Raw genomic sequence first — 13,371 nt, 5'->3', positions numbered from 1 at the left:
GCGGTATCGCTGACCCGGCTTGCCTCTCCTGCAGGGAAACTATTTCCCCCACAATCTCCGCGAATTATCTTCGATCTTGCTACTTAAACGGCGTTTCTGCATCGTTCGGGTCCAGCTCGTGGACAGCCCTGCAGCGGACAAAAGCCGATGGTACTGGTCGTCATCAAACGGCATATGCCAGGCAATCGCGCAGGCGTCATATACCGAGACATCACTCAGGCGCGATGCCAGCACCAGCGGCGCATCTGCCGATACCTGACCTGCCAGCACCACCCGATATAACCAGCCCGTTTTACCCGCGCTCTGCAGCCGGGCAGACATGTCGCTGATGCCGAAATGATAGTTTAGTTTGAAGCACGGCGAGCGCGGCTGCGTCACCTGAATCAGGGCATCGCCCCAGCGGTAGATATCGCCGATAAAGACGTTTTTCTCGGTCAGCCCTTCCGTTGAGAGATTCTCACCAAACGCGGGCGCGACAAACATATCCGCCTGTTCGGGAAACTCGGTTATCCAGTGCTGATAGTGTTCCCGCGGATAGTGGCACAGCGCGCGGTCAGGCCCGCCATGGATTTTCTTTTCGGCCTGCTCATCGCCCGCCAGCCCGAGGTCGGTTAACGTCAACTCGCCGTCGACCTGAATTTTGGCGATGGCGCTCGGGCGGCTGCCGTCGTACTCCCTTACCTTGCCTGTAAAGACATTCACCGGAAAATGCATCGCTGCTCCTTTCTGCAGATACAAAAAAAGCGAGTCATCAGACTCGCTTCTCACAGGCGTCAATGCAACCTTATTTTTTCGCGGCGAAACGCGCTGCTGCTTCGTCCCAGTTCACCACGTCCCAGAAGGCTTTGATGTAGTCCGGGCGACGGTTCTGGAATTTCAGGTAGTAAGCGTGTTCCCACACGTCCAGACCCAGGATAGGGAAACCGGATGCGCCAGAGATTGCTTCACCCATCAGCGGGGAGTCCTGGTTAGCTGTTGAAACAACCGCCAGTTTGTCACCTTTCAGAACCAGCCACGCCCAGCCAGAGCCGAAACGGGTCGCAGCGGCTTTTTCGAATTCCGCTTTGAAGTTGTCTACAGAACCGAAATCGCGCTCGATAGCCGCTTTCAGGTCGCCCTGCAGGGTGGTACCGGTTTTCAGGCCTTTCCAGAACAGGCTGTGGTTAGCGTGACCACCTGCGTTGTTACGCAGAACGGTTTTCTTGTCAGCTGGCAGCTGGTCCAGTTTGGTGATCAGCTCTTCAACAGGCAGGCTAGCGAACTCTGGCAGGCTTTCCAGCGCGGCGTTCGCGTTGTTCACATAGGTCTGGTGGTGTTTAGTGTGATGGATTTCCATCGTCTGCTTGTCGAAATGCGGTTCCAGTGCGTCGTAGGCATACGGCAGGGATGGCAGTGTATAACTCATAATCCTCTCCATTATTGTCGGGCGGCACAGCTGTTAATGCCGCGTAAGCAGTTGGTTCATTATAGTTAATTAAATGATATTGAAAATGATTATCAATGCCGTAGTTTTTATAAGGTTATTCGGTTTTCGATTATTGCTGAAATTGTGAGTCTGCTCACCCGGTTAACGCGTTGATTGCCATTCAAAACCAAAGTGCGGCAACCTTCCGAAGGTTACCCGACTGCTTAATTTTTACACTCATCGGGTTGGTGGGAAGCCACCGGCATATAAAAACGATGAGGATGTAAACATGAATCATGCGATTACGATGGGTATTTTCTGGCATCTGATAGGCGCGGCCAGTGCAGCCTGTTTCTATGCCCCGTTTAAACAGGTCAAACAGTGGTCATGGGAAACCATGTGGTCCGTCGGCGGTGTGGTCTCGTGGATAATTCTTCCCTGGACCATCAGCGCCATGCTGCTCCCGGATTTCTGGGGCTACTTCTCCTCCTTTAACGCCTCCACCCTGCTGCCGGTCTTTCTCTTTGGCGCCATGTGGGGCGTCGGTAACATTAACTATGGCCTCACCATGCGCTACCTCGGCATGTCGATGGGCATTGGCATCGCGATTGGTATTACGCTGATTGTCGGCACCCTGATGACGCCGATCCTCAACGGCAACGTCGACGTGCTGATCAACACCAAAGGCGGCCAGATGACGCTGCTGGGCGTGCTGGTGGCCGTTATTGGCGTGGGCATTGTCACCCGCGCAGGGCAGCTAAAAGAGCGCAAAATGGGCATCAGAGCCGAAGAGTTCAACCTGAAGAAAGGCCTGCTGCTGGCGGTGATGTGCGGGATCTTCTCCGCAGGCATGTCATTCGCGATGAACGCCGCCAAACCGATGCATGAAGCCGCTGCCGCACTGGGCGTCGACCCGCTGTACGTGGCACTGCCAAGCTATGTGGTGATCATGGGTGGCGGAGCGGTGGTTAACCTCGGTTTCTGTTTTTTCCGTCTGGCAAACGTGAAGACCTTGTCACTGAAAGCCGACTTCTCGCTGGCTAAACAGATGATTATCGGGAACGTGCTGCTCTCGGCGCTCGGTGGGCTGATGTGGTATCTCCAGTTCTTCTTCTACGCGTGGGGTCACGCCAGTATTCCGGCGCAGTATGACTATATGAGCTGGATGCTGCACATGAGCTTCTACGTGCTGTGCGGTGGGCTGGTGGGTCTGCTTCTGAAAGAGTGGAACAACGCCGGGCGTCGCCCGGTGGGCGTGCTGAGTCTGGGGTGCGTGGTGATCATTATTGCGGCCAACATTGTGGGCCTCGGCATGGCGAACTGATTACGCCGCGTTACGACTGCGATGACGCCACTGAACCGGCGTCATCCCCACCTCGCGGTTAAAGACCACCGAAAAATAGTTACTGTCCTCAAAGCCGCAGCGCATCGCCACATCGCTGACCATCAGTTCCGTATGCTGAAGCAGGTACTGGGCATGGCAGATGCGCAGCTGGCGCAGATAGTGGTTCACCGTCATCCCGGTCTGGGTACGGAATTGCTGGCGCAACGCGCGCTCGCTGCACTGCGCCTGCTCGCAGAATTTCTCCAGCACAAAGCTTTTGTTAAGGCTGCCCGCCAGGGTGGTAATGAGCTTATCGAGCAGGGCTTCCTGCGCGGTAGCCGACGGGTTATCAATGGCGTAGCGATGGCGCGTCAACGTCATGACCAGCTGGGCGAAAAGCAGTTCTGCCATCTGGTGAGCCTCAGGATCGCTTTTCTGGCTCTCCTGCTCCAGCTGAGAAATCACCTGTCGCACCTGCGTCATGCCGTTACTGCTCAGTCGCCAGTGCGCCGCGCACTTCGTATCATTAAAACCCGGAATGTAAGCCGCCCAGTCGACGTTGAGTTTCAGCCTGTCGGGGCAGTAAATCACGTTCTGCAGGACCAGGTCGTTGACCGAAGCGTAGGCGTGTTTGTCTTCAGCACGGATGTAAAACAGATCCCCACGCGTAATGCGGTAGGGCCGGTCGTTGAGGATATGCAAGCCATTGCCCCGCCACACCAGCACCAGCTCGCAGAACTCATGAGTGTGCTCGGCAAAGACGTTTTGCGGATAGCGATCCGCCACCGCGACGGCCTGGCCGGCGGAGGCAAAAAAATCCACTTTGCGAAGCATTAGCTGAGCAACCACGACACCACCTCGACAGCAAATAACCTGACATTATTAGCGTTTTTGCCCACGGGAAACGGTGACAACCCTCGCGTTACTGCAGTGACGCGTCCTTTCCCTGGCGAATATCGCGCGGTGACCAGCTAAATTCCCGGCGAAACAGGGTCGAAAAGTGGTTACTGTCGCCGAAACCGCAACGATAGGCGATATCCGTGACGCTCTCATCGGTATGACGCAGCAGATGGCGCGCTTTAATCAGGCGCAGACGGTTCAGATAGCGCTGGGGCGTCAGCCCGGTTTGCTGCTTCAGCTGACGATGCAAGGTCCGGAGCGACAGCGAAAAATCATCCGCCAGCGTTTCCCAGCAGACATCCTCGGCGAAATGGTCCTCCAGCCAGGCCATCAGTTGAGTCAAACGCGCATCGTTATTCTCCAGCCCGGCCACCATGCTACTGCGGCGTAGCAGCACCAGCAGCTGCATAAACAGCAGCTCACGCGTGGCGATGACGTGGGTCTCCTGTCCCTCGTCACGCTGTTCCATCTGGCTCACCAGCTGGCGCACCTGCTGCAGCGTGGACTGATTCACCCGCCAGTGTGAAGGATAGATGCCGTCCTTCTCCTGCGGCAGGAGATGGTTCAGCCCGGACAGGAACTGGAACGCATCGGGCGAACGGTAGAGCACGTTAGTCAGGCACAGGTTGTCGGTATGTTCATATAAGTGCCGGTCATGATCGCGCACAAAGCAGACCGTCCCACCACTGATGGTATACGGCTGGCCGTTAAACACATGGATCCCCGTTCCGTGTTCAACAATCACAATTTCGTGAAAATCATGATGATGCTCAGGAAACGCCACCTGAGGGAGTCGCGGTTCAATCGCGACAGACGACCCACCCGAAGGAAAAAAATCCACGCTGTGCAGTACGGTCATAACGGCCCCACCAATGAGAAATGTTCTCAAAATAGTAATTAAGGCCCCGTCCCCTCACCTTAAATTTTCGACCGTAAACCTCGCAAAAACTGTCCGTTTTTCAAGAAACAGGCTGAAAGATCAGGAAATGCGGTAAGCGTCACACTGCCTGCAAACCCCGTCACGCCTGGAAACTGTGAACTCCCTCACGTTCACCTTTGCTTTCTTGCCAGCCCCGGAAAACCGCTGTCACTGGCGAGAAGGTGGTGATGGGTTCCTTTTTTTACACTCACCGCTAATGACTTTAAGAAGGACACAACCATGACTTTTCGCCATTGCGTGGCTGTCGATCTAGGCGCATCCAGCGGCCGTGTAATGCTGGCCACTTATGACGGCAAGCGGCAGACGCTTTCGCTTCGCGAGATGCACCGCTTTGTTAACTGCCTGCAAAAGCAGGACGGCTGTGAGGTGTGGGATATCGACAGCCTTGAGGCAGCGATCCGCACCGGACTGCAGAAGGTCTGCGATGCGGGTATCCGTATCGACAGTATCGGCATCGATACCTGGGGCGTCGATTACGTACTGCTGGACAGCAACGGTGAACGCGTTGGTTTGCCGATAGCCTATCGCGACAGCCGCACCGACGGCCTGATGGCGCGTGCGATTGCCGGGCTTGGCAAAGAGAATATTTATGGCCGCAGCGGTATTCAGTTCCTGCCATTCAATACCCTCTATCAACTGCGCGCGCTGGTCGAACAGCAGCCGGCGCTGGTTCCCCGCGTGGCGCATGCACTGCTGATCCCGGACTACTTCAGCTACCGCCTGACCGGCAACATGAACTGGGAATACACCAACGCCACCACCACGCAACTGGTGAACATCAACTCCGATAACTGGGATGAACACCTGCTGGCCTGGACCGGGGCTTCCCCCTCCTGGTTCGGCACGCCGACGCACCCTGGCAATGTGATCGGTCAATGGATGTGCCCGCAGGGTAATGCGATCCCGGTGGTGGCGGTTGCGAGTCACGATACCGCCAGCGCCGTCATTGCGTCACCGCTTGTCGGTAACGACGCCGCCTACCTCTCTTCCGGGACCTGGTCGCTGATGGGCTTTGAGAGCAAAACTCCCTACACCAGCGATGCCGCGCTGGCCGCGAACATCACCAACGAAGGCGGTGCCGAAGGGCGCTACCGCGTGCTGAAGAACATCATGGGTCTGTGGCTGCTCCAGCGAGTGCTTAAAGAGCAAAACATTACCGACCTGCCCGCGCTTATTGCCGACACCGAACGACTGAAAGCCTGCAGTTTCCTGATCAATCCCAATGATGACCGCTTTATCAACCCGGCGGACATGAGCGCCGAAATCCAGGCCGCCTGCGTCGACGCCGGGCAGCCCGTGCCATCGAAACCGGCAGAACTGGCACGCTGTATTTTCGACAGCCTCGCCCTGCTGTATGCCGAGATCCTGAGCGAGCTGGCCGACCTTCGTGGCCGGCCGTTCACTCAGCTGCATATTGTCGGCGGCGGCTGCCAGAACCAGCTTCTGAACCAGCTCTGCGCCGATGCCTGCGGGATCACCGTGGTGGCGGGCCCGATTGAAGCGTCGACGCTCGGCAATATTGGCATTCAGCTCATGACCCTGGACGAACTTGCCAGCGTGGACGATTTCCGCACGGTGGTCTCGGCGAACGCCACGCTGACCACGTTCATCCCCAATCCCTGCCATGAAATTGCCCGCTATCGGGCGCAGTTTCAGCAAAACCGACTGACTAAGGAGCTTTGCGCATGACCACTCAACTTGAACAAGCCTGGGACCTGGCTAAACAGCGTTACGCCGCCGTCGGCGTGGATGTCGATGAGGCGCTGCGCCAGCTCGATCGTCTGCCGGTCTCCATGCACTGCTGGCAGGGCGACGACGTTGCCGGTTTTGAAAACCCGGGCGGCTCGCTGACGGGGGGCATTCAGGCCACCGGCAATTATCCGGGCAAAGCGCGTAACGCCACCGAGCTGCGCGCCGACCTGGAGCTGGCGCTGAGCCTGATCCCGGGGCCTAAGCGGCTGAACCTGCATGCTATCTATCTGGAATCTGACACGCCGGTCGCGCGTAACGAGATCAAACCTGCGCATTTTAAAAACTGGGTGGCGTGGGCGAAAGCCAACCAGCTGGGCCTGGATTTCAACCCATCCTGCTTCTCGCACCCGCTGAGCGCCGACGGTTTTACTCTTGCCCACGCGAACGACGATATCCGCCAGTTCTGGATTGACCACGTAAAAGCCAGCCGCCGCGTCTCCGCGTACTTTGGCGAGCAGCTCGGCACGCCGTCGGTGATGAACATCTGGATCCCGGACGGCATGAAAGACATCACCGTTGACCGTCTGGCCCCGCGTCAACGCCTGCTGGCGGCGCTGGATGAAGCCATCAGCGAAAAACTGAACCCGGCGCACCACATCGACGCCGTAGAGAGCAAGCTGTTCGGTATTGGTGCGGAAAGCTACACCGTGGGCTCGAACGAGTTTTACATGGGTTACGCCACCAGCCGCCAGACCGCGCTGTGCCTGGATGCCGGCCACTTCCACCCGACGGAGGTGATCTCCGACAAAATCTCCGCCGCCATGCTCTACGTACCCCGCCTGCTGCTGCACGTGAGCCGTCCCGTACGCTGGGACAGCGACCACGTGGTGCTGCTGGATGACGAAACCCAGGCCATTGCCAGCGAAATCATTCGCCACGATCTGTTTGACCGCGTGCACATTGGCCTCGACTTCTTTGATGCCTCCATCAACCGCATCGCGGCCTGGGTGATTGGCACCCGCAACATGAAAAAAGCCCTGCTGCGTGCGCTGCTGGAGCCCACCAGCGCCCTGAAACAGCTGGAAGAGAACGGCGATTACACCGCGCGCCTGGTGCTGCTGGAAGAGCAGAAAACCCTGCCGTGGCAGGCGGTGTGGGAGATGTACTGCCAGCGTAACGACACCCCAGCGGGCAGTCAGTGGCTGGATAACGTGCGGATGTATGAGAAAGACGTGCTGAGTCAGCGCGGATAAATATGCCCTCACCCTCTTCCTGTGGAAGAGGCCACTTTTACCCCCTCTCCCCGTGGGAGAGGGCCGGGGTGAGGGAAACGCTCACCCCGATCACGGGAAATGAAACACTATGCAGACCATCACTAACGCCTGGTTCGTCCAGGGCATGATTAAAGCCACCTCCGACGCCTGGCTGAAAGGCTGGGACGAGCGCAACGGCGGTAACCTGACGCTGCGCCTGGATGATGCCGACATTGAACCGTTCGCCGCCGAGTTCCATCAGAAGCCGCGCTATATCGCCCTGAGCCAGCCAATGCCGCAGCTCGCCAGGACGCCGTTTATCGTCACCGGTTCCGGCAAATTCTTCCGTAACGTGCAACTCGACCCGCAGGCCAACCTCGGGGTGGTGAGAGTGGACAGCGACGGCGCAGGCTATCACATCCTCTGGGGGCTGACGGACGATGCAGTGCCCACGTCTGAACTCCCGGCGCACTTCCTCTCTCACTGTGAGCGTATCAAGGCAACCCACGGCAAAGACCGGGTGATCATGCACTGTCACGCCACTAACCTGATCGCCCTGACCTACGTGCTGGAAAACAGTAGCGATTACCTCACGCGGAAGCTGTGGGAAGGCAGCACCGAATGTCTGGTGGTCTTCCCCGACGGGGTCGGCATTCTGCCGTGGATGGTGCCGGGTACCGACGAAATCGGCCAGGCCACCGCCATCGAAATGCAGTCACACTCCCTGGTGCTGTGGCCGTTCCACGGGGTATTCGGCAGCGGGCCGACGCTCGACGAAACGTTTGGTCTGATTGATACCGCCGAGAAGTCCGCCGAGGTGCTGGTGAAGGTCCTGTCGATGGGCGGCATGAAGCAGACCATCACCCGGGAAGAGCTGATAGCACTCGGTAAACGCTTTGGCGTCACGCCGATGCAGTCGGCACTGGATTTGTACCCATAGCGGCCCGCGAAAGCGGCTGGAGGCATGATGATCCGCAAAGCATTTGTGATGCAGGTGAACCCTGACGCGCACGACGAGTACGCGCGTCGCCATAACCCCATCTGGCCAGAGCTGGAGGCGGTATTAAAAGAGCACGGTGCGCACCACTACGCTATCTATCTCGATGAGGCGCGTAACCTGCTGTTTGCGAGCGTTGAGATTGAATCGGAAGCGCGCTGGAACGCGGTGGCAAAGACCGACGTTTGTCAGCGCTGGTGGAAATACATGGGTGAGGTAATGCCCTCGAACCCCGACAACAGCCCGGTGAGTGCCGAACTGAAAGCGGTGTTTTACCTGCCCTAAAGCGTTAACGCTGCCGCATCCGCGGCAGCGTCCTGCGTTAGTTTGCCTCCACCGCAGCGCGGCGCGCCGCAATCTCCTGCTTACTGCTCAGCGTAAAGGCCGAGACCACCGTAATCGCCAGTACAAAACAGCCCAGCATCAGGTAGGTCTCCTGGAAACCGATCCGGTCATACATACTCCCGGCAAAAGCAGAGAGGAAAATCGCCGCCGACTGTTTGGCAAACTGGAAGCCAATCAGATAGATAGTGGCCGACAGACGGGTATCGAACACGCCGGTGATGTATTTGAACGCCCCCACCAGCAGGAACGGAACCTCCAGCGCGTGCAGCATCTTCAGGGCAATGACCTCCACTGCGGTGGTGGCGAACGACGAGCCGATAATGCGCGTCGCCATAATCAGCCCGGCAATCAGCAGCGTATTCTTCGCGCCGATACGGTTGATGATCCACGGCGAGCAGAACATGATGATCGCGTTGCAAATTTCCCCCGCCGTGGTGGCAAAACCAAAGGCTCGCGTTCCCTCCTGCGGTGTTGCGAAGAAGGTTTTAAAGAAGGTGGCAAACTGCTGGTCAAAAACGTCATACACGCAGGCCACACCGATGACGTACAGAATGAACATCCACATTCTGCGCTGACGGAACAGATTAAAGACCGTCCTGGCGGTGATCTGCGGCTGGTTAGCCCCCAGCGCATTCATCACCTGCGCAGTCTGGTTTGGCTTCGGTTTCGCAACCACCAGCAACAGCATCAGCAGCAGCGCAGCCGCTGACCCCATCCAGAAGACATACGACGGGTCGATGCCAAACAGAATACCGCCCGTTGAAGCGCACAGCCCCCAGCCTAGACAGCCGAACATGCGCGCCTTGCCGTATTCAAACAAGCTGTTACGGCTCACGCGTTCGATGTAGGCCTCAATCGCGCCTGAACCTGCGGAGAAGACAAAACCGATATACAGACCGCCGCTCAATGCCCCCAGCCAGATACTGCTTTTCAGCAGTGGCGCAAAGACATACAGGAAGAACGGCGCGAACAGAAACAGCAGCACCGTGATAATCCACAACAGGTGTTTTTTCAGCCCCAGCTTATCCGAAATGACCCCAAGTACGGGCTGGAAGGCGATGGCCGAAAGCGAGATACAGGAGAATACGATCCCGGTATGGGTTTTGTTCAGGCCGATGACATCCGACAGCCAGATCGGCAGAAACGGAAAGCAGGTGGCCATAATGAAGAAGTAGAGAAAGAAGAACAGCCCGAAGATCCAGAAGTTAGGGTTGTCTTTGTGGGTACAGGTTGTTGTGTTCATTATTTTTATCCTCAACGGAGGGCCAGTCTCCCGGCCCATCACCCTTACACGCGTTCAACGCCAATCAGAATGGCGGTTTCCGGATCCAGAATCGGCAGTGCGATCCCCGCCTGCATCAGCCACTCACCGCTGGCCGTCTGGGACGTTTCCATCCACGCCGGTAGCTTGCGCATGGTGTGCCCGCCCTCACCAGTGAGTCGAATGTTGGGGTGATCGAGCAGCGTGATGCGGTACTGCGCCTGCGCGTCGAGCCCCGGCATGCGCAGCGGCATCATGAGCGTGTAATCCGGCATGGCCAGTTGGCTGACCATAAACAACCCCTGCGTTTTGTCTTCGCTCACTATACCCTGTGCCAGCGTGCTGGCATCCGGCATATCCACGCGCCACTGGGTACCGTGATGGATGACTTCCCGCCACTGCTTGTGCAGCGCGGCGTAATGGCGATAGCCTTCACGCTCCTGAGCATCGACGGTGAGCGGATCAAGCTCCAGTCCCATGTGGCCAAACAGTGCCGTCAGGCCGCGGAAAGCAATGCTGTGCTGGCGGAAGGTGGCGTGACATTTATGATGACCGATATGCGCGCCCATCACTTCCGGCGGGAAGAAGTAGCTCATGCCACGCTGGATGGTATTGCGCTCCAGCGCGTCGTTGTTGTCAGAGGCCCAGAAGCGGTGACTGCGGGTCAGGACTTCATAATCGATTCGCCCGCCGCCCGAGGAGCAGGACTCAAATTCGATGTGCGGGAAACGCTCGCCCAGCACGTCTAACAGACGATAAAACTGCCGCGTCTGCGCATCCGCAGCGGCTTTGCCGTGGTGCCCGGGCTGTACCAGTTCGCGGTTCATATCCCACTTAACGTAGTCGATGGCATGTTCGCCCAGCAGCCAGCTCATGCGCTCGACCAGATAATCAAAAGCCTGCGGAATATTCAGGTTGAGCACCAGTTGATGACGGCCCGTTGCCTGGGTGTAGCCCGGCAGCGCCAGCACCCAGTCGGGATGGGCACGATACAGATCCGAGTCCGGGTTAATCATCTCCGGCTCAATCCAGATACCAAATTCCATGCCGCGCTTTTTCACATGGTTAATCACCGGCGTCAGCCCGTCCGGGTATTTTTTCTCGTCCAGGTACCAGTCACCCAGCGCCGCGTGGTCATCGTTACGGCCTTTGAACCAGCCGTCGTCGATGATAAAACGCTCCACGCCCAGCGCCGCAGCCTCATCGGCCATGCGCATGATGTACTCCGGGTCATGGCTGAAGTAGATCCCCTCCCAGGTATTGAGATGTACCGGGCGCGGTTTGTTTTCAGGGAAGCGGATAACGTTGTCGCGCAGATACCGGTGGAACGACTGGCTCATGCCGTTCAGACCCCGTGCGGAGTAGCTCGCATACAGGCGTGGTGTCCAGAGCGTTTCCCCCTCTTCAATCGCCATTTCTCCCGGCAGGTAGAGGGCTTCGGCCTGCAGATAGCGGCGTCCGTCGGTTTTGACTTCCGCCCGCAGGCGGTGGTTGCCGCTCCAGCCCAGATGCACGCCCCAGACGTCGCCGTGCATTTCGTTAAATGAGGACGTACCGGCGATCAGCGCCGGGAAGTGTTCGTGAGAGGTTCTGCCGCGGCGGTTTTCAATCACAACGCTGTCATGTTCAAGCTTCACGCGATGCGGCTGGAACTCACGGATCCAGCGTCCGTGGAATGCCATCACGTCCTGCGCGTGTTCGGCGACCGGTAGCGTCACGGCGAAACGATCAACCTGCCACGCCTGCGCCCGCAGGTTAGTTAAACCGTGACGCACCACCAGTACCCCGCTTGCATCCAGTGCCAGCTCGCTGGTCAGACGCAACCCGGCATGTTCATCTTCCGCCGTTAACGTCAGGGTTTGCCCCTGGTGCTGCACATGGGTGGTTTTAAAGACAGGCGACCCGTCCAGCCCCTGGCGATGTCCTTCGATACCCGGCGAACCAAACAGACCGTGTCCCAGCTCCGCCATCAGCGTCACCGGGGCGTCAACGTCGAGCCTGCCGTTCGCCACCGGACGAGCCAGACTTACCACATCTTGCGGTGAAAAGTGGTGAAGGTGCGGCCCCCAGTAGAGAATTTCGGCGAACGGGTGCGTGGTTATCACCAGGTCAACCGCCTTACTTTCGAGTCGAAAAATGGAATCGTGCATCAGACCTCTCCTGTCATCGGGATGATCTGAGTGTTGATCCGAAACGTTTCGGATACAAACCAAAACGTTTCGGATCTGTGATCGGCTTTGGAATTTTGCTGTGTTTAGGCCGTCTGGCCCGGGAAGAACTCTGGCTGCCAGAGCACCTGAAGCTGAGCGATATCGTCGCCGTTAATCAACTGACGCACCATGTCAGCGATCTGTTTCCCGACGCCCTGGCGGGTGGACTGAATAACCGCCGCCACATCAACATCGACAATGCTGTCCTGCGGTAAGCCGTCGTAAACCACCAGCGAAACGGCGTTTTCACCGCAGAGAAGACCCCGCTGCGCCAGCGCCATGGCCGCGCCGTCGCCGTGAGTGTTGCAGTCGGTAATGATGGCCGTGGGGGGCTGCGGCAGGGAGAGAAGTTCATTCGTCGTGGCGTAACCCACGCGGCGCGAAGGCGGCATGGCGCGCAGCCATTCGCTGGATAACCCGGCTTCGCGTAGCGCATCCAGAAAACCCTGGCGGCGCTGGGTGATGAAGGCCTGATTGTTGCTTTCACCCAGCAAGGCGATGCGGCGATGCCCCTTTTCAATCAGCCAGCGGGTGGCATTGTACGTGCCGGCATAGTTGTCGAAATCAAACCACGCATAGGGCTGCGGCAGCTGGCTGCGCCCGAGCGCGAGAAAGGGAAAACCGGCGGCCTGAAGCTGTTCCAGCCGCGGGTCATGATCCAGCGTGTGCGCCACAATCAGCGCATCCACGCGACGACTTTGCACCATACGCATATAGCTGTGCTTGTCCGCCAGATCGTCATCGGCAATCAGCAGGAGATCGATTTCATGTCGCGCCAGTTCGTGGCTAATTTCGCCGACCATGTCCATAAAGACGCTGTTATTGAGCGGAACAGGATGCACCGGAAAAACCAGACCCACGGCGTCGATTTTGCCCATCTTCAGGCGACGCGCGAAGATGTTTGGCCGGTAGCCACGGCGCTGAGCCTCCGCTTCGACGCGGGCGCGCGTCTCGCGGGAGACATCGTCATACCCGTTAAGGGCGCGGCTGACGGTGGTAACAGACAGCCCCAGTTCTTTGGCAATGGCTTTAAGCGACATGATT

Annotated in this window: 12 protein-coding genes; 5 read left to right on the top strand and 7 right to left on the bottom strand. The window is 58.0% G+C overall.

Features of this window, described 5'->3' with window-relative positions:
* Window positions 1-39: 39 nt before the first annotated feature.
* Both yiiM and sodA read right to left on the bottom strand, forming a co-directional pair.
* Window positions 40-714 carry a 6-hydroxyaminopurine reductase gene (gene yiiM, locus QMG44_RS22205; RefSeq protein WP_079231567.1) on the bottom strand — a complete coding sequence of 225 codons (675 nt, stop codon included), beginning with the start codon at window positions 712-714 and terminating at the stop codon, window positions 40-42.
* A 70-nt stretch (window positions 715-784) separates the two neighbouring features.
* Complete coding sequence (gene sodA / locus QMG44_RS22200) at window positions 785-1,405, bottom strand: superoxide dismutase [Mn] (protein WP_014833772.1); 621 nt, start codon at window positions 1,403-1,405, stop codon at window positions 785-787.
* Window positions 1,406-1,694: 289 nt separating this feature from the next.
* Between sodA and rhaT the strand changes: the two genes are divergently transcribed.
* Window positions 1,695-2,729, top strand: coding sequence for an L-rhamnose/proton symporter RhaT (gene rhaT, locus QMG44_RS22195; RefSeq protein WP_020883962.1), 1,035 nt, complete (start codon window positions 1,695-1,697; stop codon window positions 2,727-2,729).
* Here the strand turns inward: rhaT and rhaR are convergent, their stop codons facing one another.
* Window positions 2,730-3,578 (bottom strand): HTH-type transcriptional activator RhaR, encoded by an 849-nt coding sequence (gene rhaR, locus QMG44_RS22190; RefSeq protein WP_014172216.1) that lies wholly within the window; start codon window positions 3,576-3,578, stop codon window positions 2,730-2,732.
* 73 nt (window positions 3,579-3,651) lie between these two features.
* Window positions 3,652-4,488, bottom strand: coding sequence for an HTH-type transcriptional activator RhaS (rhaS, locus tag QMG44_RS22185; protein ID WP_041162912.1), 837 nt, complete (start codon window positions 4,486-4,488; stop codon window positions 3,652-3,654).
* A 300-nt stretch (window positions 4,489-4,788) separates the two neighbouring features.
* On the opposite strand from rhaS, the gene rhaB reads away from it, so the two are divergent.
* From rhaB to rhaM, 4 genes are all read left to right on the top strand, one after another.
* Entirely contained in the window at window positions 4,789-6,258 is a 1,470-nt protein-coding gene (rhaB, locus tag QMG44_RS22180; RefSeq protein ID WP_232937913.1) for a rhamnulokinase, read from the top strand.
* On the top strand, window positions 6,255-7,514 hold the full coding sequence (gene rhaA / locus QMG44_RS22175; RefSeq protein ID WP_020883965.1) for an L-rhamnose isomerase: 1,260 nt from the start codon (window positions 6,255-6,257) through the stop codon (window positions 7,512-7,514). Before rhaB ends, rhaA begins: the two co-directional genes overlap by 4 nt.
* A 109-nt stretch (window positions 7,515-7,623) precedes the next feature.
* The gene (gene rhaD / locus QMG44_RS22170; protein ID WP_086533027.1) at window positions 7,624-8,454 is read left to right on the top strand and encodes a rhamnulose-1-phosphate aldolase; all 831 of its coding nucleotides are present in this window, start codon (window positions 7,624-7,626) and stop codon (window positions 8,452-8,454) included.
* Window positions 8,455-8,481: 27 nt separating this feature from the next.
* Complete coding sequence (gene rhaM / locus QMG44_RS22165; RefSeq protein WP_063157185.1) at window positions 8,482-8,796, top strand: L-rhamnose mutarotase; 315 nt, start codon at window positions 8,482-8,484, stop codon at window positions 8,794-8,796.
* Window positions 8,797-8,833: 37 nt separating this feature from the next.
* Here the strand turns inward: rhaM and QMG44_RS22160 are convergent, their stop codons facing one another.
* From QMG44_RS22160 to QMG44_RS22150, 3 genes are all read right to left on the bottom strand, one after another.
* Window positions 8,834-10,099 (bottom strand): MFS transporter, encoded by a 1,266-nt coding sequence (locus QMG44_RS22160; protein ID WP_086533028.1) that lies wholly within the window; start codon window positions 10,097-10,099, stop codon window positions 8,834-8,836.
* Between the two features lie 44 nt (window positions 10,100-10,143).
* A complete protein-coding gene (locus QMG44_RS22155; RefSeq protein ID WP_086533029.1) occupies window positions 10,144-12,267 on the bottom strand; it encodes an alpha-galactosidase in 2,124 nt (707 codons plus the stop codon).
* A 104-nt stretch (window positions 12,268-12,371) separates the two neighbouring features.
* Window positions 12,372-13,367 carry a substrate-binding domain-containing protein gene (locus QMG44_RS22150; protein WP_086533030.1) on the bottom strand — a complete coding sequence of 332 codons (996 nt, stop codon included), beginning with the start codon at window positions 13,365-13,367 and terminating at the stop codon, window positions 12,372-12,374.
* Window positions 13,368-13,371 lie beyond the last annotated feature (4 nt).

This window comes from Enterobacter sp. 200527-13 (assembly GCF_027924865.1).
GTDB classification, from domain to species: domain Bacteria; phylum Pseudomonadota; class Gammaproteobacteria; order Enterobacterales; family Enterobacteriaceae; genus Enterobacter; species Enterobacter ludwigii.
The sequence above is the reverse complement of the archived record's forward strand: the minus strand, read 5'-3'. Positions and strand labels throughout refer to the sequence as shown.

What these genes read in the sequence shown, in the direction of transcription:
- QMG44_RS22155 (WP_086533029.1), bottom strand. Translation starts at nt 12,267, where the DNA reads ATGCACGATTCCATTTTTCGACTCGAAAGTAAGGCGGTTGACCTGGTG.
- rhaM (WP_063157185.1), top strand. Translation starts at nt 8,482, where the DNA reads ATGATCCGCAAAGCATTTGTGATGCAGGTGAACCCTGACGCGCACGAC.
- QMG44_RS22160 (WP_086533028.1), bottom strand. Translation starts at nt 10,099, where the DNA reads ATGAACACAACAACCTGTACCCACAAAGACAACCCTAACTTCTGGATC.
- sodA (WP_014833772.1), bottom strand. Translation starts at nt 1,405, where the DNA reads ATGAGTTATACACTGCCATCCCTGCCGTATGCCTACGACGCACTGGAA.
- QMG44_RS22150 (WP_086533030.1), bottom strand. Translation starts at nt 13,367, where the DNA reads ATGTCGCTTAAAGCCATTGCCAAAGAACTGGGGCTGTCTGTTACCACC.
- yiiM (WP_079231567.1), bottom strand. Translation starts at nt 714, where the DNA reads ATGCATTTTCCGGTGAATGTCTTTACAGGCAAGGTAAGGGAGTACGAC.
- rhaT (WP_020883962.1), top strand. Translation starts at nt 1,695, where the DNA reads ATGAATCATGCGATTACGATGGGTATTTTCTGGCATCTGATAGGCGCG.
- rhaA (WP_020883965.1), top strand. Translation starts at nt 6,255, where the DNA reads ATGACCACTCAACTTGAACAAGCCTGGGACCTGGCTAAACAGCGTTAC.
- rhaS (WP_041162912.1), bottom strand. Translation starts at nt 4,488, where the DNA reads ATGACCGTACTGCACAGCGTGGATTTTTTTCCTTCGGGTGGGTCGTCT.
- rhaB (WP_232937913.1), top strand. Translation starts at nt 4,789, where the DNA reads ATGACTTTTCGCCATTGCGTGGCTGTCGATCTAGGCGCATCCAGCGGC.
- rhaD (WP_086533027.1), top strand. Translation starts at nt 7,624, where the DNA reads ATGCAGACCATCACTAACGCCTGGTTCGTCCAGGGCATGATTAAAGCC.